The 19,930-nt window shown below is 37.2% G+C and carries 18 protein-coding genes; all 18 read left to right on the top strand.

Annotated elements, in window-relative coordinates; translation table 11 throughout:
* Nucleotides 1-267: 267 nt before the first annotated feature.
* The 18 genes from WBG07_RS17555 (at nucleotide 268) to WBG07_RS17470 (ending at nucleotide 19,917) form a co-directional block, all read left to right on the top strand.
* The gene (locus tag WBG07_RS17555) at nucleotides 268-1,251 is read left to right on the top strand and encodes an SDR family NAD(P)-dependent oxidoreductase (RefSeq protein WP_340203194.1); all 984 of its coding nucleotides are present in this window, start codon (nucleotides 268-270) and stop codon (nucleotides 1,249-1,251) included.
* Between the two features lie 147 nt (nucleotides 1,252-1,398).
* Nucleotides 1,399-2,256 (top strand): ABC transporter permease, encoded by an 858-nt coding sequence (locus WBG07_RS17550; protein ID WP_340203192.1) that lies wholly within the window; start codon nucleotides 1,399-1,401, stop codon nucleotides 2,254-2,256.
* An 80-nt stretch (nucleotides 2,257-2,336) separates the two neighbouring features.
* On the top strand, nucleotides 2,337-3,578 hold the full coding sequence (locus WBG07_RS17545; RefSeq protein ID WP_340203190.1) for an ABC transporter ATP-binding protein: 1,242 nt from the start codon (nucleotides 2,337-2,339) through the stop codon (nucleotides 3,576-3,578).
* Nucleotides 3,566-4,579, top strand: coding sequence for a glycosyltransferase (locus WBG07_RS17540; protein WP_340203188.1), 1,014 nt, complete (start codon nucleotides 3,566-3,568; stop codon nucleotides 4,577-4,579). Before WBG07_RS17545 ends, WBG07_RS17540 begins: the two co-directional genes overlap by 13 nt.
* 3 nt (nucleotides 4,580-4,582) lie before the next feature.
* Complete coding sequence (locus WBG07_RS17535) at nucleotides 4,583-5,503, top strand: glycosyltransferase family 2 protein (protein ID WP_340203186.1); 921 nt, start codon at nucleotides 4,583-4,585, stop codon at nucleotides 5,501-5,503.
* A gap of 24 nt (nucleotides 5,504-5,527) precedes the next feature.
* Nucleotides 5,528-6,478, top strand: coding sequence for a glycosyltransferase family 2 protein (locus WBG07_RS17530; protein WP_340203184.1), 951 nt, complete (start codon nucleotides 5,528-5,530; stop codon nucleotides 6,476-6,478).
* Nucleotides 6,475-7,674: a glycosyltransferase family 4 protein gene (locus WBG07_RS17525; RefSeq protein WP_340203183.1), complete on the top strand. Its 1,200-nt coding sequence runs from the start codon at nucleotides 6,475-6,477 to the stop codon at nucleotides 7,672-7,674. The genes WBG07_RS17530 and WBG07_RS17525 overlap by 4 nt, the downstream gene beginning before the upstream one ends.
* On the top strand, nucleotides 7,661-9,046 hold the full coding sequence (locus tag WBG07_RS17520) for an asparagine synthase-related protein (RefSeq protein WP_340203182.1): 1,386 nt from the start codon (nucleotides 7,661-7,663) through the stop codon (nucleotides 9,044-9,046). The genes WBG07_RS17525 and WBG07_RS17520 overlap by 14 nt, the downstream gene beginning before the upstream one ends.
* 2 nt (nucleotides 9,047-9,048) lie before the next feature.
* Nucleotides 9,049-10,899, top strand: a complete 1,851-nt coding sequence (asnB, locus tag WBG07_RS17515) for an asparagine synthase (glutamine-hydrolyzing) (RefSeq protein WP_340203180.1) — start codon at nucleotides 9,049-9,051, stop codon at nucleotides 10,897-10,899.
* Complete coding sequence (locus tag WBG07_RS17510) at nucleotides 10,878-12,011, top strand: glycosyltransferase (protein WP_340203179.1); 1,134 nt, start codon at nucleotides 10,878-10,880, stop codon at nucleotides 12,009-12,011. The genes asnB and WBG07_RS17510 overlap by 22 nt, the downstream gene beginning before the upstream one ends.
* Nucleotides 12,008-12,238 carry a glycosyltransferase gene (locus tag WBG07_RS17505; protein WP_340203178.1) on the top strand — a complete coding sequence of 77 codons (231 nt, stop codon included), beginning with the start codon at nucleotides 12,008-12,010 and terminating at the stop codon, nucleotides 12,236-12,238. Before WBG07_RS17510 ends, WBG07_RS17505 begins: the two co-directional genes overlap by 4 nt.
* A gap of 1 nt (nucleotide 12,239) precedes the next feature.
* Nucleotides 12,240-13,409, top strand: a complete 1,170-nt coding sequence (locus tag WBG07_RS17500; RefSeq protein ID WP_340203177.1) for a glycosyltransferase family 4 protein — start codon at nucleotides 12,240-12,242, stop codon at nucleotides 13,407-13,409.
* Nucleotides 13,406-14,458 carry an exostosin domain-containing protein gene (locus WBG07_RS17495; protein WP_340203175.1) on the top strand — a complete coding sequence of 351 codons (1,053 nt, stop codon included), beginning with the start codon at nucleotides 13,406-13,408 and terminating at the stop codon, nucleotides 14,456-14,458. Before WBG07_RS17500 ends, WBG07_RS17495 begins: the two co-directional genes overlap by 4 nt.
* A gap of 6 nt (nucleotides 14,459-14,464) precedes the next feature.
* Nucleotides 14,465-14,995 (top strand): serine acetyltransferase, encoded by a 531-nt coding sequence (locus WBG07_RS17490; protein WP_340203173.1) that lies wholly within the window; start codon nucleotides 14,465-14,467, stop codon nucleotides 14,993-14,995.
* The gene (locus WBG07_RS17485; protein ID WP_340203171.1) at nucleotides 14,992-16,323 is read left to right on the top strand and encodes a glycosyltransferase family 2 protein; all 1,332 of its coding nucleotides are present in this window, start codon (nucleotides 14,992-14,994) and stop codon (nucleotides 16,321-16,323) included. The genes WBG07_RS17490 and WBG07_RS17485 overlap by 4 nt, the downstream gene beginning before the upstream one ends.
* The gene (locus WBG07_RS17480; protein ID WP_340203169.1) at nucleotides 16,320-17,426 is read left to right on the top strand and encodes a glycosyltransferase family 4 protein; all 1,107 of its coding nucleotides are present in this window, start codon (nucleotides 16,320-16,322) and stop codon (nucleotides 17,424-17,426) included. Before WBG07_RS17485 ends, WBG07_RS17480 begins: the two co-directional genes overlap by 4 nt.
* Complete coding sequence (locus WBG07_RS17475) at nucleotides 17,423-18,559, top strand: glycosyltransferase (protein ID WP_340203167.1); 1,137 nt, start codon at nucleotides 17,423-17,425, stop codon at nucleotides 18,557-18,559. The genes WBG07_RS17480 and WBG07_RS17475 overlap by 4 nt, the downstream gene beginning before the upstream one ends.
* The gene (locus tag WBG07_RS17470) at nucleotides 18,559-19,917 is read left to right on the top strand and encodes an O-antigen ligase family protein (RefSeq protein ID WP_340203166.1); all 1,359 of its coding nucleotides are present in this window, start codon (nucleotides 18,559-18,561) and stop codon (nucleotides 19,915-19,917) included. Before WBG07_RS17475 ends, WBG07_RS17470 begins: the two co-directional genes overlap by 1 nt.
* Nucleotides 19,918-19,930 lie beyond the last annotated feature (13 nt).

Genomic DNA, 19,930 nt, shown 5'->3' with positions numbered 1-19,930 from the left:
AAAGTTCTTATAAAAAGTATGCCTGAGGGAAGGGTAGACCAAATTGATGCATTTGAAAAGCATACGTCAAAAAAGTATTTTAAAGATACCGCTTCTTAAAAGGCTGGAAAAGGGGAGATGTACCCTTTTTGTGAAAAAGATCTTCCTGTTTTTAAAAGCCTATATGCTAAGAAACAGCTACATTTTTATTTAATTATTTTATCCGTATTTTGTCAAAAGGCATACCAGAAGCCTAATCAAAACGTTGTATTTACAATTTGAATGCCCATGAAAAAAATCTTAGTTACCGGAGCCGATGGTTTTATTGGTTCTCATATTACAGAGACACTTTTAAAAAACGGATTAGATGTAACTGCATTTTGCTTATACAATTCTTTTGGTACCAGAGGTTGGCTTGATACTTTACCGGAAGTGCTTTTAAAAAATGCAACTGTGGTAATGGGAAATATCTGTGATGCAAATACCTTAACCAAAGCAATTAAAGGCTGTGATACAGTAATTCATTTGGCAGCCCAAGTAAGTATTCCTTATAGCTATGAGGCAACAAGTCTTTTTGTAGACACCAATATAAAAGGTACCCTAAATGTACTGGAAGCCGCCCGCACAGCACAAGTGAATCATATTTTAGTAGCTTCCAGTTCAGAGGTCTATGGCACCGCATTACACGTGCCTATTAATGAACGGCACCCGCTACAACCGCAATCGCCCTACGCAGCTACTAAAATAGCGGCAGATGCCTTGGCAACTTCTTTTTATAAAAGTTTTGGACTTCCCGTTACTATTTTCAGGCCCTTTAATACCTATGGCCCCAGACAATCTGCCAGAGCCGTAATTCCGGCAGTCATCACCCAATTATTAGCCGGAACAAAGACATTAAAACTAGGAAATCTAAAACCCACCCGTGATTTTTTATACATAGAAGACACCGTTGCAGCCATTCTTAAAATTGCTGCACAACCCACCTTAGCCGGGCAAACCTTTAATATTTGTTCGGGTACAGAGATTTCCATAAAAGAATTGGCTACCCAGCTCATTCAAAAAATAAAGCCAGACACGCAGCTTTTAGAAGATGCCCAAAGGCTTCGTCCAGAAAATAGTGAAGTGTACCGCTTGTATGGGGATGCCTCTTTTTTAAAGACTAAAACCAACTGGAAACCCGTTTATGATTTGGATAAAGGACTAGATAAAACCGTGCAATGGTTTTCAAAACCCGAAAACAGCAACCGCTATTCTAAACGATTTGAAATATAGAAGTAGGCTGATTGCGCGTAATTATGATGAATTGTAGTACAAATAGTCAAATAACAAATAAGGATTTCATCAAAGACTGTAAATCGTTCACCAGTTCTTTGAAAGATTACTAAATTTACCCCAAAAGCTAGCATACCTACATATCTTATGGCAGACGAAACTAAAGAAACCTGGTTGTTTGAAATATCGCCCCGTAAAAACCTGTTTGATCTCAATATAAAAGAGATTTGGCGCTATAGAGATTTATTGTGGTTGTTTGTAAAAAGAGATATTGTTACCGTATACAAACAAACCGTTCTAGGGCCCTTGTGGTTTTTTATTCAACCCATTATGACCACCGTAGTTTTTTTGGTGGTTTTTGGTAAAATTGCCAACATTCCTACCGATGGAATCCCACAAATTCTGTTCTACCTCTCTGGAATTGTAGCCTGGAATTATTTTGCGGAATGCTTTAACCTTACCGCAGATACCTTTAAAAAGAATGAAGCCATTTTTAGCAAAGTATACTTTCCTAGAATTGTCATGCCACTTTCTGTAGTGGTCTCTAACCTAGGTAAGTTTTTTATTCAGTTAGGATTGTTTTTAGCGACGTTTTTCTACTTTCTGTTTTTTACCGAAAGCGAGATACAACCCAATACATACCTCTTATTATTCCCCGTGTTGGTGCTGATTATGGGCGGACTCGGTTTAAGTGCGGGACTCATTATTTCCTCCATGACCACCAAGTACAGAGACCTTACCTTCTTAGTGAAATTTGGGGTAAGTCTTTTAATGTATGCTACCCCCGTAGTATATCCCCTATCGGAAATAGATCCAAAATACCGCTGGATTGCAGAGTTAAATCCGCTAACCGCGGTTTTTGAAGCTTTTAAATACGGATTTCTAGGCGCAGGCACTTTTACCTGGGGAAGTTTAAGTTATAGCATTGTAGTTACCTTTGTACTGTTAATCATTGGGACACTCGTTTTCAATAGAACCGAGAAAACATTTATAGATACGGTATAACTAAAAATACAAAACAAACACCCAAACGTGATAACACAAAGCACCTAATAACCTTTAACCAAGTAAGCACAAAGCAACAAATGATTATCCTCAAAGCAGAGAACATATCAAAACAATACCGTCTGGGAGTGGTAGGCACAGGCACCTTGTCTCACGACATCAATAGATGGTGGCATCAAATAAGAGGCAAAGAAGACCCCTATTTAAAAATTGGAGAAGCCAATAACAGAGAAGAAACCGGAAGCAGTGACTATGTGTGGGCTTTAAGAGATATTAATTTTGAAGTAAAACAAGGAGAAGTGCTAGGCATCATTGGAAAAAATGGGGCAGGCAAATCAACGCTATTAAAAATCCTTTCCAAAGTAACCAACCCTACCACTGGAGTTATTAAAAGCAAAGGGCGTATTGCCTCATTACTGGAAGTAGGTACCGGGTTTCATCCAGAATTAACTGGAAGAGAAAATGTATTTCTCAACGGTGCCATTCTAGGGATGACCAAAGCAGAAATAAACTCAAAATTAGACGAGATTATAAGTTTTAGTGGTTGCGAACGCTATATAGACACCCCCGTAAAAAGATATTCTTCCGGGATGAAAGTACGGCTTGCCTTTGCAGTAGCTGCGCATTTAGAACCCGAAATACTCGTGGTAGATGAGGTACTAGCCGTAGGCGATGCAGAATTTCAGAAAAAAGCCATCGGTAAAATGCAAGACATCTCAAGGGGAGACGGAAGAACCGTTTTGTTTGTGAGTCATAATATGGCTGCGGTACAGAGCCTTTGTACGAGAGCTATTGTACTTGAGCAAGGAAATGTAGTTTTTACCGGAAAAACATCAGATGCTATTTCAGATTATCTTAGTACTAAAGGAGAAACATCGTCATGTATAAATGATATGAATGATGATTTTATAAATTCAATTTCAATAGGAAATGGGAAAATTCAAACGAATTATTTTGAAGTAGGTGATCAATTCGAACTCAAAATAGGACTTAAAAAAAGACTATTTAAAAAAATCTATCAAAAATTAGGGATTGGTTTTTACATATCAAAACAAGGCAATGCAATTGCTGGTGATACCACATATTTCTGTAAAGATTTCCAGCTAAACTCTGATGAAATTAATTATAAAATAAAAAATTTATTTTTGACTCCAGGTAATTATTCAGTATCGATAAGTGTAGCCGATAAAGGAGTTGCTAGATTAACCTATTTAGAAGATGTATTAACTTTTTCTATTAGTTCAAAGGATATAAATGCTACAGGTGAAAAAGTTACAGAAGCTTTAGGGAATGTTTATTTAAATGGTCTATGGAGAGGTTAGATATACTTGTTGCAAATAATTCTCTTGATAGTCTGGGTGGATCTGAAACATTTACTTATTCTCTAATTCAATCATTGGTGGTTAAGGGGTATTCTATTGAATATTTTACTTTCAATCAAGGAGATGTTTCAAACTCAATTGAAACCGACTTGAATGTGAGGTTTATGACTAAGTCTAAATATGATCTTATATTGGCTAATCATAAAACTTGTGTTAATTTTTTATATCGAAAAGGATTTGTAATTCAGACATGCCATGGTATCTTTCCTTCATTGGAACAACCTTCATTACTAGCCGATGCATATGTAAGTATATCGAACGAAGTTCATGACCATCTCTTAGCAAAAGGTTTAAGGAGTAAAATTATTTGGAATGGGATAAGTTTAGAGAGATTTACACCTAAAAATCCAATTAATCAAAAGTTACAAAATGTTTTGAGTCTCTGTCATTCTATAGAAGCGAATAAAGTTGTGAAGGAAGCATGTGAATTGGTTGGAGCAAATTTTGAAGTATTAAATAAATACGATAAAGCAGATTGGAGTGTTGAAGAATATATAAATAGAAATGATTTAGTTGTTGGGTTAGGTAGATCTGCTTATGAGGCAATGGCCTGCGGTAGACCAGTTGTTGCATTTGATAGTCGAAAATATATGGATTCTTACGGTGATGGTTATCTTCGTGATATACTAGGTTTTAGTATATTAAACAATTGCTCTGGTCGTTATAGTGCTAAAACCTACACAGCCGAGACACTTGCTAAAGAATTTTTAAAATATGATTCAAAGGATGGAGTTTTTTTTAGAGATTTTGCTGAAAGGCATTTAAATATGAGTTATAAAGCCGAAGAATATATAGCTTATTTTGAAATAATTAAAAAAAATAAGAAACGAATTAATAGAAAAATTCTTATTGATTTCTTTAAAAACAATCAATTTTTAAGAAATCCTTTTTTGATACTTCTATCATTATTCATAAAAATAAAAGGAAAATTAAAATCCTAAATAATGTCAAAGAATGTTTTTATTGTAATTGTAACTTATAATGGAATGCGGTGGTTGGACAAAGTTCTAAATTCAATTTGCCCAGAAGAATCAATTATTATAATCGATAATAATTCAACTGATAATACGGTGGATTTTATTAAGACGAATTTCCCGAAAGTTAACATCTTACAAAATTTAGAGAATAAAGGTTTCGGTCAAGCTAATAATCAAGGAATTGAGATTGCCATTAAGAAGGGAGCAGAGTATGTTTTTCTTCTTAATCAAGACGCTTGGGTAAATAATAACACCATTCCAGAATTAATTAAAGCTGCGGAGAAAAATCCCGAATTTGGTATATACAGCCCTGTACATTGCAATGGTACAAATGATGCTTTAGATAGAAGCTTTTCAAATTATCTAAGATATGATCGTAATAGAACGTTTATCTTCGATGCCATAATGAATAAGTTGAAGCCCGTATACGAGGTAACTTTTATAAACGCCGCAGCATGGTTTCTTCCCGTATCTTCATTTAAAAAAATAGGAGGATTTGATCCAATTTTCTTTCACTATGGAGAAGATGATAATTATTGCCAGAGGGTGCTATTCCATAATTTAAAGATAGGGGTGGTGCCTAAAGCTTTTATTTGGCATGATAGGGAAGGCGTAAAAAGAAAAGAACCTAAATTATTTGATGATTCTTATTTTAAAGTTAAGGAAACTAAGTTTAAGATAAAGTATGCTGATATTGATAGTCCAAAGAATGCTTCAGTATATTTAAAAATTTTGAGAAACACAGTTATCAAAGCTATTCTAAAATTAAAATTTAAGGAAGCTAGAGAGTTTTACAAAGAGTATCAATTTACACTAAAGTGGAATAAAGAATCTAATGAAAGCATGAATATTAATAAAAAAGAAGGAAATCATTATCTTGATTTATAATTCACATAGTAAGAACTATTTTGAATGAAACCACTGGTCTCTGTTATTATTCCCTATTACAACCGCCCGGAAAAGCTACAACGGGCACTTACCTCCGTAATGCAGCAGACCCATAAGAATATAGAAGTACTGGTAGTAGATGATGCCTCCACCATTCCACCCCAAGGGTTGGAAGCATTTCCCAAAGTACAACTGCTAAAAAACAAAAAAAATAGCGGCCCGGGAGTTTCCAGAAATACAGGCATGCAAAAAGCCAATGGCAGCTACCTGGCATTTCTGGATTGTGATGATTATTGGGCACCCCAATTTCTGGAATCCTGTCTGCAACAGTTTGAAAACACCAAAGAGCCCTTGCTATTTGTCTATGCCAATAGTTACACCGTAAAAGAAGACGTCAACACAGGTTTACGCCATCTACAAATAGTAGACACACAACAGGTTATCCCCGACATCTTTAAAAACAGGCGTCCGTGGTGTACTTCTGCCTGTCTTTGGCATCAGTCCCTTTTAGGAACGCAACGATGGCTGCCTACCCGCAGTTGGGAAGATTATGCATTTGATACCGAAGCAGCCGTGCGCTGCAATAAGGTAGGTGTAGTAAAAGAACCATTGGTCTATTACGAAGAAGGAGGAGCCGATAAACTATCAGATCAGGCAAAAGACAAAACAGAAACTCAAAAAGCACCATCAATAATTCATATTTCCAAAACCCTCCGAAACAGCACCTTCATAGAACAGCCCTTCTTAAGGCACAAACTAAAAGCCTTATTATTGGCAAGAATTATATTTAAACTCCGTAATGGAGAAGAAAATATGGGGGAAAGCGAACTGTTTCAAGAATATGTAATCCACAGCAAAAAATGGAAAAACTCATTTATCCGTATCTTGCTGAAAACAAATCCTATTGGAGCGATTAAATTTTTAGAAAAACAAAAAATAAATGCGAGTAAAAAAGCAGATCAGTATTTAGCATGAAGCCTCAACCTCTTAAAATACTTTTGTTTGACGGAACCTTTCGCACCACTGCCTTTATTAATAGACTGGCCGAAGGTCTCGCACAAAAAAATGAGGTACTCATTGCCGGGTTTAATGAAAGCATCACCCAAAAAGTACCCGGGGTTCGCTATAGTGGGCTAGGAGACAATACCTACCTACTAAAGTTTATAAGAGCCGGTTGGGTACTCTCTGTGAAAACGCTTTTTAAGTTTGGAGATGTGGCGCAATGCTTTCGGTTTGTGCTATTTTTGCTGCAACGAAAACGAAAGACCCTGCAACAAGAGAATTTACATAAATTAATACGATTAGAGAATCCAGACATTATTCATTTGCAATGGGTAGCCAACCTACCCATGTTTGAAGAAATAATCCGTAAAAAAAAGCATACCGTACTATTGAGTCAGCGAGGCTTTCATATCAATGTACGCCCCTTTGTAAACGAAGAAAACAAAGCATACCTGCAAGAATGGTTTCCAAGACTCAACGGATTTCACTCCGTCTCCAAAGCCATCGCTGCCAAAAGTAATGCCATCTGGACAAGTGAACATAAAAAAGATGTAGTGGTATATTCAGGTTTGTCACTTGATAAATTCCCCTTTCGGGAAACCTATCAAAAACCTTCAGGAACGCTAGAGCTCTTATCAGTAGGTAGAAATCACTGGAAAAAAGGATATAAATACGCACTTATTGCCTGTAAATTATTAAAAGATAAAGGCATTGCATTTCAATACACCCTTTTAGGCGTGCAAGAAAATGAAGAGTTACTTTATTTAAGGCAAGAGTTAGGACTTCAAGAACACGTACAATTTATTGCCAAAGTACCGCAGCAAGAAGTATATGAAAGAATGCAAAAATCTCATCTATTGCTTTTGCCTTCTTTGGAAGAAGGTATTGCCAATGTAGCTATTGAAGCCATGGCTTTGGGCTTACCCGTAATTAGTAGCAGATGCGGCGGCATGGCAGAATTGATAGACGATGAGGTTACTGGATGGCTTACCGATATTGCAGACCCCGAAGGAATGGCAAGAGCGGTACTGGCATTTGTAAAAAAGCAAGACAATGTGATTGCACAAGTACGTATTAAAGCACGAAACAAAGTAAATGAACAGCATACTGCAACCCGTATGATTACCGAAATGGAAACCCTGTACCGCCAACTCCATGAAACAAATTAGAACCGATATTATTCCCGTTAGGCAAGAATTTGTCTACAAATCTGGAGATGCAGATCTGGATTGGGAAGCTATTTGCTTTTTTGTAGCAGTAGGCTTTTTTCCAGGTACAGATACCTATTATAAATACAGACAAGTACTGCCCCCCGGAAGCGAAAGCATTATAACCAAAAATGGATATGTACATGAATCCAATCCTTGGTTTCAATGGTATTACAAGCCCAGAGATATCTCATTTTCACGTGCATTAGAAGAGTTTACCCAATTGTTTGAGTCTATTGTAGAAGAACAAAGTAAAGGTATGAAAGTGATTTTGCCACTTTCTGGCGGACTCGACAGCCGTACCCAAGCAGTGGCACTTAAAAGATTAAATGCGACGGTTCACGCCTATAGTTATTCATTTAAAGGAGGCTATCCAGAACATAAAATTTCAGCTAAAATAGCCAAAGCTAGTAAGTTTCCGTTTACCGCCATGACCATTCCATCTGGTTATTTGTGGAATGAGATTGATAATCTCGCTAAAATGAATCAATGTTATGCAGATTTTACCCATCCAAGACAACTAGCCGTAATAGACGAGTTAAAAAGCTTAGGAAATGTATTTTCTTTAGGACATTGGGGAGATGTGTTATTTGATAATGAAAATTTACCGCCCATGTCTCATGACGAACAAGTACACTTGCTCATTAAAAAGATTATAAAAAAAGGAGGTGCAGAACTGGCAGAAGCTATCTGGAAAGCAAAAGAATTAAACGGAAGCTTTGCCCAATTTTTAGAAGCAAAGGTAAGCGCTATGTTGGCTACCATCCGCATAGAAGAACCCAATGCGCGCATCAGAGCCTTTAAATCAAAATACTGGGCACCTAGGTGGACCTCCGTAAATTTATCGGTATTTGAGTCTGTAAATCCAGTTAAGTTACCTTATTACGATGCTCGTATGTGTAATTTTATTTGCACCATACCAGAAGCCTATCTGGCAGACAGAAAATTACAAAAAGAATACATCAAAAGAAAAGCACCCCAATTGGCACGTATTACATGGCAGGAAAGCAAACCTTTTAATTTATACAATGCCCATTTAAACAGAGAGCCTTACAATCTCCCATACAGAGCAGTACATAAACTTAAACGCGAATTAAATGGTGTTTTTGGGAAAAAGTTTGTACAACGCAATTGGGAATTACAATTTTTAGGAGGCCAACAGCAGACCCAATTAAAAACCTATCTCAACAGTGTAGAAATGCGAGATTTTATACCTAGTGAAATCACGCAACAAATACTTACCAATTTTAATGAAAAAGATTCCGTTTACTGGTCGCATCCATTGAGTATGCTGCTAACGCTGGCAGTGTTTGCTAAAAAATTCAGAGTCTAATTATGTGCGGCATCTTTGGCGAATTCTTTACCAGGAATACACTCTCATCTAAAGCATATTTTAGAGCGATGAACAATCGCAATACGTCTCGTGGTCCAGATGCAGAAGGGTATTGGAGTAATGGTAAAAATTGCAGTTTAGGTTTTAGGCGACTAGCTATTTTAGACCTTTCAGAAACTGGAAATCAGCCCATGCAATCACAGGGAGGCCGTTTTAACATGGTTTTTAATGGGGAGATATATAACTATAGAGAAATACGAAGAGCCTTAGAAAAGGCAGGAATTAGGTTTAGAGGAAGTTCAGACTCCGAAGTAATTTTAAACGCTTTTGAAGTATACGGTATTCACAAAACCGTGAAAATGCTGGATGGCATGTTTGCCATTGCCTTATTTGACACTACAGAAAATGCCTTGTACCTAATTCGTGATTTTGCAGGAATAAAACCCTTGTTTTACAGTTTTAAAGAAGGGGATTTAGTTTTTGGCAGTAGCTATGATCAGATAGCAGATCATCAGAGCAATACCCAATTAACTATTGATCCAGAAGTATTACAAACCTATATGCGAATGCATTACATACCCGCGCCCTATGGGTTATTAAAACATACCTTTCAAGTGGCTCCCGGGCAATGGATTAAATTTGATACCAACGGGAAGCAACATTCAGAAACTTATTGGGAACTTCCAGATACGCCATCTGAAAACTTAATCACCCATGAGAAGGAAGCATTAGCCTATCTAGACAGCGTACTTTCAGAGGCGGTTAAAGCAGAATTGGTAGCCGATGTTCCCGTAGGGAGTTTTCTTTCTGGCGGGATAGATTCGCCCTTAGTAACGAAGTATGCAAATACTCAACACAAAGGCATTAACACCTTTACCATTGGTAGTGATAGTAAGGTGCATGATGAGTCTGAAGACGCGGCAACCTATGCCAAACTCATAGGATGTTCACAGCATCTCATCAAAATGGATTCAGGCAAAGCAGCAGCGATGCTCTTAGATAGCATGACCCATTTAGGAGAACCTTTTGCAGATTTTAGTCTGCTACCTACTTATTTGGTGGCTGGTTTAGCCAAGAAACATTGCACTGTGGTACTTTCTGGGGATGGAGGGGACGAATTGTTTTTTGGGTACGAACGTTTTTATTCGGTACTAAAAAATTATAACTACCGCTGGTTGCCGCAAGCATTTCGGTATCCTGCCTATGCGGCAGATAAATTACTGTTTAAAAACAAACATCTAAGTGAATGTATCACTGCGCCCAATTTTGCAGCAGCCCATCAAGGTTTGCATTCAAGAGTTTCAGCCACTACTTTTCAAAGCCTGTTTCCCGAAGAGAAAGGAAGTATGAAGTTATTAAGTGCCTATCAATATTCCGATAAAGGGAGTGAAATAGAACTTCTCTGCCGTATGCGAAAAGCAGAATTTTACGGGATGATGCAGAAAACCTTAATCAAGGCAGACCGCATGAGTATGGCACATTCTTTAGAATTAAGAGTTCCTTTTTTAAAGAAAACCGTCATAGAAGCAGCCCTAAAAATACATCCTATGTTGAGTTACGGGGCGCTGAAGAAAAAAGAAATACTTAAAAAATTGTTGAAACAGCAGCTTCCAAAAGCACCTATTGACAATAGAAAACGGGGTTTTACAGTGCCGCTTGCACAATGGCTACGAGAAGAACTCAAGCATCCGGTATATGAGATGCTTAAACAAACCCAATTTATAGACGCTTTTGGTATTTCAGAAAATGCCTTAGAGGGGTATTGGAAAGAACACCAGCAAGGGAAAGCAGATCATAAATGGTTATTATTCACACTTTATTCTTTGGCGACATGGCAAAATCGGACAAAATAAAGATACTGTTTACCATTCCCAACTTTGATACCGCAGGCAGTGGCAAGGCATTACTAAAAGTGGCCGCGGCATTAGATAAAAACCGTTTTGAAGCTCATATAGCTTGTATGCATAGTGGCGGTAGCTTTTTTAAGGAAGTAGAAAAAAGCGGACTTCCCATTCATATCATCAGGTATACCATACCTATGAAACCCTATTTTCAAGGGCTTAAACATTGTTATCGCATCAGTCTTATTTTCAAGAAAATAGCACCAGATCTCATTCATAGTTTTCATTATGCACCTGATTATTCTGAAGCCCTAGCCGCTAAAATGGCAGGCATTTCATGGATATACACTAAAAAAAATATGAATTGGGGTGGTAAATCTGCCAATGGCTGGAAATTGCGCTCTTGTATAGCTAAAGCAATTGTTGTACAGAATACCGATATGAAAAAGGAGTTTTTTCAAAGAAGTAACAAAACAACTCTGATCCCCAGAGGAGTAGACGTTATGGAGTTTCAACCCAAAGAACCCCTGCTATCCCTTCGTAAACAATGGAAGTTAGCACCAGATAATCTTATTTTGATGTGTGTAGCAAATTTGGTACCCGTAAAGGGAATAGAAGTGTTGCTAGAAGCTTTTGAGAATGTAGCAACCGAATTCCCTCAATGGACTCTTATGATAGTAGGTGATGCCAACAATGCCTACGGAGAAAGTTTAAAAGAAAACGTAAAGAGCAAAGGTTCTATAGGAAATGTTATTTTTACAGGAAAACAAACCCAAGTGGCGGCGTATCTAAATATGGCAGATGTATTTGCCTTGCCTACTTTAAATAAAGGAAGAAAAGAAGGTTCTCCAGTTGCCATGTTAGAAGCCATGGCTTGCGGTACATATGTACTGGGATCTGCCATTGCTGGAATTAAAGATCAACTGGCAATATTTCCGGAGTTATTAGTAGAAGCGGGTGATATACCGCAATGGACGGAAGCTTTAAAAAATGCGTTTAAACAAACCAAAGAAACCCGTACAGAAAAAGGAGTAGCATTGCGTAGGCATGTTTTGCAAAATTATACTATAACCCATGAAGTACAACGTTGTGAACAACTGTATGACCAATTAGTGAAAAAATGAGTGTAGAAGTAAGCGTTTTGATCCCTGTTTTTAATGGAGCCAAATTTGTGAGACAGGCGTATCAGCAGATAGAGAAACAGCAATTGGTAAATGCAGAAAGTATCTTAGTGAATACTAATTCTACAGATGAGATACCTTTTGTTTTAAAAGAGCTTCAGGCGTTAGATGATAATAGTAAAAAGGTCAAATTAGTAAAACCAGATAATCTAAACCTAAGCAAAAACTAATATGAAGATTGCGCTGGTCTTAGCAAATACCCCTGCCTATTCTGAAACCTTTTTTAATAGCAAAATAAAAGGGCTACAGCAAAATGGCTTTGAGGTAACGCTTTATACCAGGATACGGCAGCAAAATTTTGAGCTTTGTCCGGTGGTTCAGGCGCCAGATTTTGCAGGCAATGTGTTTCATAAGATAGAGATAGCTACCAAAACATTCTTTACATTAATCCCCCATTGGAAAGCAGTATATAGATTTCTTCAACTAGAACGCCAAAGCAACCGAAAATACCTTACTAGTATAAAACATCTGTTTATAAATAGTCATTTACTAACAGCCAAAGCAGACTGGGTTCATTTTGGGTTTGCTACTTTAGCGGTAGGTAGTGAAAATGTTGCCAAAGCAATAGGCGCAAAGATGGCGGTAAGTTTTCGTGGGTTTGATATCAATGTATATCCATTAAAGCATGCGGCATGCTATTATTTGTTATGGCAAAATATAGATAAGGTACATAGTATTTCACATTACCTCTTAGAGAAAGCGGAAAAATTAGGGCTTTCCAAAGAAGTTTCTTCGCAGATTATTACACCTGCAGTAGTAATAGAATCGCTTCCTGAGCCGGCTCAGGAACTTTCAAGAAATAAAATCGTAACCATAGCGCGTTTTAATTGGATTAAAGGGCTGGATATTGCCTTAAAAGCGATTGCTATTTTGAAATCTAAAGGCGTTGTAGTAACGTATCATATTATAGGATCTGGAAGTAGCGAAGAAGAAGAACGGATTCGGTTTTTAGTACATCTCTTAGCATTGGAAAAGCAGGTTGTATTTCATGGAAAATGTACACATGCGCAAACACTTTCAATCTTAAAAGATGCCCACATCTATCTGCAACCCAGCTTGAATGAAGGGTTCTGTAATGCGGTACTGGAAGCACAAGTGTTAGGAATTCCTTGTGTGGTTACCAATGGGGGAGCTTTGCCAGAAAACGTGAAAAATGGAGAAACTGGCTGGGTGGTGCCTGTTCATGATCCAAATCAAATGGCGGTCATGCTTGAAAAAGTGGTGAAAATGGAGCAGGAAACGTTACATAAGATGCGTACTAAATGGATTCATCAAATACAGGATCAATTCAATATTAAAAAGCAACAACAACAATTTATAGAATTCTATACACAAGCGTGAAGATTTATACAGACATAACACAGTACGATTCACTAGCAAGAAATGAATTATTTCCGGTGCTAAAACCTTATCTAGGTAAAGCTACAGGGTTTTCTAATGAAGCTTGTCTGGCTCAATATGGTTTTGAATTAAGTACCTATCAAATTGTTGAGGAAGGCAAAGAGGCAACGCTATGGATTCTCCCCATGTCTTGGAATTACTACAGAGCAAAAGGGAAAATAGAAGTAGCAGAAAAATTTGTAAATAGAGCGGCTGTTTTAGGCAAAAAAGTAATCTCTTTTACTTCGGGCGATTTTGGAGTGAAAGTACCCGCTTTTAATAATCTTATCGTATACCGACAGAGTGGTAATAAATCCAGACTTCCAAAATATCATCACGGAATGCCTGTTTTTATTGGAGATCCGTTGCAGAAATGGTTTCAACAAACCGCCCCGGAAATAAGAGAGTTGCAAGAGAATCCTGTTATTGGGTTTTGCGGACAAACCAATGACTCTGTATTAAATGCCATGAAAGAAATAACGAGAGTGTGGATTCGCAATGTCAAGTTTAAGATAGGTAGGGTGCTTCATGAACCCCAAGAACTTCTTTCTTCTTCCTATCTTCGCGGACGGGTACTTAAAATCATTAAGAAAGCATCAGATTTAGAAGCAAATTTTATTGAACGTAAGAAGTACAGAGCCGGAGCTTCTGATGAATTGACCAAAAAACAAACCACACAAGAATTTTATCAGAATATGGTAGATTCAGATTATGTAATTTGTGTGCGAGGAGGTGGAAATTTTTCAGTTCGGTTTTATGAAACCTTAGCAATGGGTAGGATTCCAATTTTTATCAATACGGATTGTTTACTACCTTTTGAAGATGAAATTGACTGGAAAAAACATGTAGTCTGGATAGAATCAAATGAATTAGAATTGTTAGAAGAAAAAATAAAAACATTCCATAAAGAGCATACTTCTCAATCGTTTAAAGCCTTGCAAAAGGCTAACAGAAAGCTATGGGAAGAAAAACTGAGGCTCAAAAATGTAATAAAAGCTCCAATAGACTAAGATACCATGACAGAGTTTGCAAAATTAGGCACTGATTTCAACCGCATGATGGGACGTAATAAATTGCGTTTTTTTAATGTGTTATTGAGCAGAGCCTTTGCAGGAATTTTTCTTTACCGTTTAGAACGCAGTCTTTTTCATGTTTTTGGCAGTTATTATAAATATATCAGAATACCTTTACTACCTGTTTTTAACCTGATTCAATCCTATTCAAACTGCGAGTTACATTACCAAGCAAACATCGGTAAAGGGATTCGTATTTTACATCCGTCTCTTGGTGTGGTAGTCAACGGTTTATTTACTATTGGCGATTATCCAATTTTTACCGGAGGAAACTGTATAGGGATTCGTGCCTCAGAAAAGGAACAAACGTTTTTAATAGGAGATTGTCTTGAAATGGGGGCTAACTCAAGTATTGTAGGACCGTTAACTTTGGGGAATCACATTACCATAGGCGCAGGGGCTTGCGTGGTGAAATCTTTTGAAGAACATAAGATTGTCCTAGCAGGCGTACCCGCTAAAATTATAAAAAATTGATTTTTAGTTTCTTAAAATATATAAAACCTATCTGGTATTTTAATCTTCGGCAGAAGAATGGCAGTGTAGTCTTTCCAGATCCGTCTCAACTCCCCAAAGAGGTATTGCTTCATTGCAAGCAACATACTTTTGAAGGGAAAGAGGCAATTGCAGCAGACCTTTCCTGGCAAGCGTTTCAAAAAGGGTATATAGGCAGAGAAAGTTTCCCTTACTTTGGAGTAAAGCATTCCATAAAAGATGAGTACCGTTTTATTCGTACCTATTTTAAAAAAGTATGGGCTTTGTATATTTTGGCAATACGATTAATCACACTTAAAAACCCAATAAGAGAACTCAATGCTTTTTGGGCAACTAGAAAAGTGGCTTATGAGAACGTTTTTGCCAACCCTATACCCTATAAGAACTGGAAGCTTTTTAAGTCGGAATTAGTAGCAGAACAACCTAAGGTAAGTGTTATTATTCCAACACTTAACCGTTATGAATATCTAAAAGATGTATTAGAAGATCTTGAAAAGCAAGCGTATAAAAATTTTGAGGTGCTAGTAGTAGATCAGTCGGTACCTTTTCAAAAAGATTTTTACAATGATTTCCAATTAAAGATTCAAGTAATTCATCAAGAAGAAAAAGCCCTTTGGCTGGCACGCAATACAGCCATTCAAAAATCTGATGCAGATTGGTTGCTATTGTTTGATGATGACAGCCGGGTTGAAAAAGATTGGATTACCAATCATTTAAAATGCGTAGACTTTTTTAAGGCAAGCATCTCTTCTGGGGTGTCCATCTCTAAGATAGGCGATGCCGTGCCTGAAAATTATAGCTATTTCCGCATTTCAGATCAGTTAGATACAGGCAATGTTTTAATCAGTAGAAAAGTGTTTGAAGTAACCGGACTCTTTGATCGTCAGTTTGAAAAACAGCGTATGGGAGATGGTGCTTTTGGTTTGCGTGCGTATTTAGAGGGCTTTTTAAATATTTCTAACCCCTATGGAGAACGTTTACATCTCAAAGTGCCAAGTGGTGGCTTGAGGCAAATGGGAAGTTGGGATGCATTTAGACCCGTAAATTGGTGGGCTCCGCGCCCTGTGCCTAGTGTATTGTATTACTATAGGATGTTTTATGGAACTAGGAAGGCAAGACTAGCTTTGGTGCAAACCCTTCCAACCTCTATGGTGCCCTATCGGTTGAAGAAAAATAAAAAATGGTTTCCCTTGGCAGTATTATCTGCATTTATAATGGCGCCAATTTTATGTATACAGGCGCAACGGTCTTGGGTAAAAGCTTCAAAGAAGCTAAAACAAGGCGCATTGATTCCAAACCTACCAGAATGAAAGAAGCCAAAGAGATATTGATTTTAAGCTCCGAGTTTCCACCCCAGCCGGGGGGCATAGGTAATCATGCCTACAACTTGGCAAAGCAACTGCAATTACAAAATTGCAAGGTATCTGTCTTGGTAGATAATCGTTCAGAAGCTGGCGAGGAAGAAAAGGTCTTTGATGAGGCTTGTGTATTTGAGGTGTATAGAATACCCATTACAAGACCACGTGTTTTAATGTATTTTTCAAGAATTAGGAAGGCATTCAAACTGGCAAGAAATCATAAAACCATTATTGTATCGGGCAAGTTTCCTATTTGGCTAGGTGCTTTTATCAAATTGTTCTATTCGGTAAAAATAATTGCGGTGGTACACGGTACAGAAGTGAATTTTAAACAGACTCTTTTAAGAAAATCTATAGATGCCGCATTGGCACGCTTTCCTAAAATAATTGCAGTTTCTCACCACACCAAAAGTTTGCTAACAGAAACCAATCAATTAAAAAGTGTCGTAATTCCCAATGGTATAGATGCACAGAAATTTAATCAGGTTAAGGCAAATAAAAAAGAGCTGGTTGGAAACCCCAAACTCATTACGGTAGGCAATGTAACCCACAGAAAAGGACAGTTAAATGTGATTAGACAATTATCAGATTTGGCAACCGCTTTTCCAGAGATTCATTACCATTCTGTAGGAATTCCCAGTTGTAAGGATGAATTTTTAAAAGAAGCAATAGCCTTGGGTGTAGAAGAAAAGCTTACATTTCACGGTGCGCTCTCAGATGCAGACTTAAAAGGATGCTTACTAGAAAGTACTATTTTTGTGATGTTAAGCAGTGAAACAGATTCTGGAGATATTGAAGGCTTTGGGATTGCTTTATTAGAGGCAAATTATCTGGGGATTCCTGCCATAGGTGCTAAAAATTGTGGAATTGAAGATGCGATCCTGGAAGGTAAATCGGGTCATTTAATTGTATATAACAACACAGAGGCATTTATAGAAGCGATACAGAAAATTACCATAGCACAAGAATCTTATCAGGAGGAAGCTATTAGATGGGGAAATAAACACCAGTGGGAAAACGTTATTCATGAGTATCTAAAACACCTTCAAAATTGAAATTGTTGGTTATCTCACATACAGAACACTATAAAGATATCTCTGGAAATATTGTAGGGCTGGCATCTACCGTAACAGAACTCAATCACCTATTAGATTTATTTGACGAGATTTATCATATAGGCGTCTTGTACAATACACCTGCCCCAGGAAATACACTTCCATACCAAAGTGATAAGGTTACGTTTGTCCCCATAAAACCCTCTGGAGGAAAGCAATTAAAAGATAAATTGAGTATTGTTTTTCAGGCTCCAGAAAACCTATTAAAAGTAAATAAATACCTTGCGAAGGTAGATTGTTTTCAGTTTAGAGCTCCTACTGGTATGGGTGTTTATATGATACCTTATCTATCGTTTTTTACCAGAAAAAGGGGATGGTTCAAATATGCGGGTAACTGGAAACAGGAATCTGCTCCTAAAGGATATGCTTTACAGCGGTGGATGCTTAAAAAACAAAGTAGGTATGTAACCGTTAATGGTAAATGGGCAGATGCACCTTCTCATTGCATCCCTTTTGAAAATCCAAGTTTATCTATAGAAAATAGATGCGAAGGGGAAAAAAGTCTTACAAAGAAAGCAAGCAAAAAGCCTTTTAATCTGTGCTTTGTAGGGCGATTAGAAGATGCGAAAGGAGTAGATAAGATATTGCAGGCGTTCGCAGAATTATCAGAAGAGGAAAGAGCAACCTTTAAGATTCATTTTATAGGTAACGGAGCGCAAGAAGAAACCTATAGGCAGGCTGTAAAAAAAGAAAATTTACCCGTTACTTTTTATGGCTCTTTACCTCAGAAGGAAGTCTTTGAGCAGTATAAAAAATGTGATTTTTTGCTGTTGCCTTCAAAATCTGAAGGTTTTCCCAAAGTAATTGGGGAAGCAATGAATTTTGGCTGTATTCCAATTACCTCTAATGTTTCAAGTATTGGACAATATGTGAAAGACGGTGAAAACGGTTTTTTAATAGCGCCCAATACCGCAGAAGAACTCAAACATATTTTTAAGCGTATCTTGAAAGCAGAAACAGCCTTGCTGCAACAAATGATTTTTGCCAATTACAGACTGGCAGCGAAGTTTACCTATGCAAATTATATAGACCGAATTAAATATGAATTATTAGCAGACTCCATAGCTGGGTAATGAATACACTTGTAAAAGAAATAAAGGCAGATAATAAAGAGTTTTTACTCATCCTAATTCATCTAGGTTTGGGAGTGGCCATCTTTATAGCTCCTTTTTTATCCACGGTTCTAAGTGTAGGCATAGGCGGTTTTGCTATTTTTCAAATTGTAAAGAACAGCGATGCAAAGAATCAGGTATTGCTCTACAGTGCCTATATCACTGGAGCAGAGGTGCTTTTTAGAATGAGTAAGGGGCTTTTGCTCTATGAGTTTTGTAAATACTTGGTGGTTATATTTTTTCTAATAGGTATTATCAATAAACAAATTGCGAGAAGTAGTACCATATACTTGTTGTACCTCGTATTGCTAATACCTGGTATTTTTGTGACCATGATGGATATTAATACGGATATCATTATAAGAAAAGCCATTGCGTTTAATCTCGCAGGACCGGTATGCTTAGGCTTGGCCGCTTTGTATTGTTACAACCGTAAAATAGATTATGCGTTCTTTAATAAATTGATGTTATACCTTCTGTTGCCTATTATTTCTATAACCGTGTATCTCTTTTTATACACGCCAGATTTACAAGATGTTATAACCAATACAGAATCTAATGCATACACATCTGGAGGCTACGGGCCTAATCAAGTAAGTACGGTATTAGGATTGGGAATGTTTATCTGTGCAATTCGTTTCTTTCTTTTTTCACCCAGTTTATTCTGGAAGCTCGCTAATGCTACTTTATTTATAATTATATCATTTAGAGGGTTGCTTACTTTTTCTAGAGGAGGGTTTTTAACAGCACTTATTATGATAGCTGTATTTACTTTTTTTCTATTTCTTTATTCTACTGCGAGAATGCGCTCCAATGTGTTGGTTATTGGTTTTTTTGGACTCATTGCCATTACGGGTGTTTGGACCTACACCGTGAGTGTCTCTGGCGGACTTATAGAAAACCGATATACTGGAAAGAATACATTAGGGCAAGAGGAAGAAGATTTTTCATCTGGAAGATTCGATATTTTAGAAACCGAATTAGCCGCATTTTACCAGAATCCTTTTACAGGAATTGGGGTTGGTAATAATAAATATTTTAGATTTGATACCACCGGAATAGAATCTGCCTCTCATAATGAAGTCACACGTATCCTTTCAGAACATGGCATAGCAGGAGTTTTTGCTTTACTGATTATATTTTTCACACCCATTCTGAGATTTTTAAGCTTTCATAGAAATGTATTTGTGTTTTCTTTTTTTCTTTTTTGGTTTCTCACCATTAATCATAGTGCCATGAGAATTGCAGCACCTGCATTTGTCTATGGCTTAACCCTTTTAACTATTACATCTGAAAAGACTGTTATACATAGGAAATAAGTTAAAAACTAGC

Source organism: Ascidiimonas meishanensis, assembly GCF_037782385.1.
Classification (GTDB): Bacteria; Bacteroidota; Bacteroidia; order Flavobacteriales; family Flavobacteriaceae; genus Ascidiimonas; species Ascidiimonas meishanensis.
Note: the sequence above shows the minus strand (reverse complement) of the source record. Positions and strands in the feature narration are given on the sequence as shown.

What these genes read in the sequence shown, in the direction of transcription:
- WBG07_RS17535 (WP_340203186.1), top strand. Translation starts at nt 4,583, where the DNA reads ATGTCAAAGAATGTTTTTATTGTAATTGTAACTTATAATGGAATGCGG.
- WBG07_RS17470 (WP_340203166.1), top strand. Translation starts at nt 18,559, where the DNA reads ATGAATACACTTGTAAAAGAAATAAAGGCAGATAATAAAGAGTTTTTA.
- WBG07_RS17545 (WP_340203190.1), top strand. Translation starts at nt 2,337, where the DNA reads ATGATTATCCTCAAAGCAGAGAACATATCAAAACAATACCGTCTGGGA.
- WBG07_RS17550 (WP_340203192.1), top strand. Translation starts at nt 1,399, where the DNA reads ATGGCAGACGAAACTAAAGAAACCTGGTTGTTTGAAATATCGCCCCGT.
- WBG07_RS17540 (WP_340203188.1), top strand. Translation starts at nt 3,566, where the DNA reads ATGGAGAGGTTAGATATACTTGTTGCAAATAATTCTCTTGATAGTCTG.
- WBG07_RS17505 (WP_340203178.1), top strand. Translation starts at nt 12,008, where the DNA reads ATGAGTGTAGAAGTAAGCGTTTTGATCCCTGTTTTTAATGGAGCCAAA.
- WBG07_RS17510 (WP_340203179.1), top strand. Translation starts at nt 10,878, where the DNA reads ATGGCAAAATCGGACAAAATAAAGATACTGTTTACCATTCCCAACTTT.
- WBG07_RS17480 (WP_340203169.1), top strand. Translation starts at nt 16,320, where the DNA reads ATGAAAGAAGCCAAAGAGATATTGATTTTAAGCTCCGAGTTTCCACCC.
- WBG07_RS17555 (WP_340203194.1), top strand. Translation starts at nt 268, where the DNA reads ATGAAAAAAATCTTAGTTACCGGAGCCGATGGTTTTATTGGTTCTCAT.
- WBG07_RS17520 (WP_340203182.1), top strand. Translation starts at nt 7,661, where the DNA reads ATGAAACAAATTAGAACCGATATTATTCCCGTTAGGCAAGAATTTGTC.
- WBG07_RS17530 (WP_340203184.1), top strand. Translation starts at nt 5,528, where the DNA reads ATGAAACCACTGGTCTCTGTTATTATTCCCTATTACAACCGCCCGGAA.
- asnB (WP_340203180.1), top strand. Translation starts at nt 9,049, where the DNA reads ATGTGCGGCATCTTTGGCGAATTCTTTACCAGGAATACACTCTCATCT.
- WBG07_RS17500 (WP_340203177.1), top strand. Translation starts at nt 12,240, where the DNA reads ATGAAGATTGCGCTGGTCTTAGCAAATACCCCTGCCTATTCTGAAACC.
- WBG07_RS17525 (WP_340203183.1), top strand. Translation starts at nt 6,475, where the DNA reads ATGAAGCCTCAACCTCTTAAAATACTTTTGTTTGACGGAACCTTTCGC.
- WBG07_RS17490 (WP_340203173.1), top strand. Translation starts at nt 14,465, where the DNA reads ATGACAGAGTTTGCAAAATTAGGCACTGATTTCAACCGCATGATGGGA.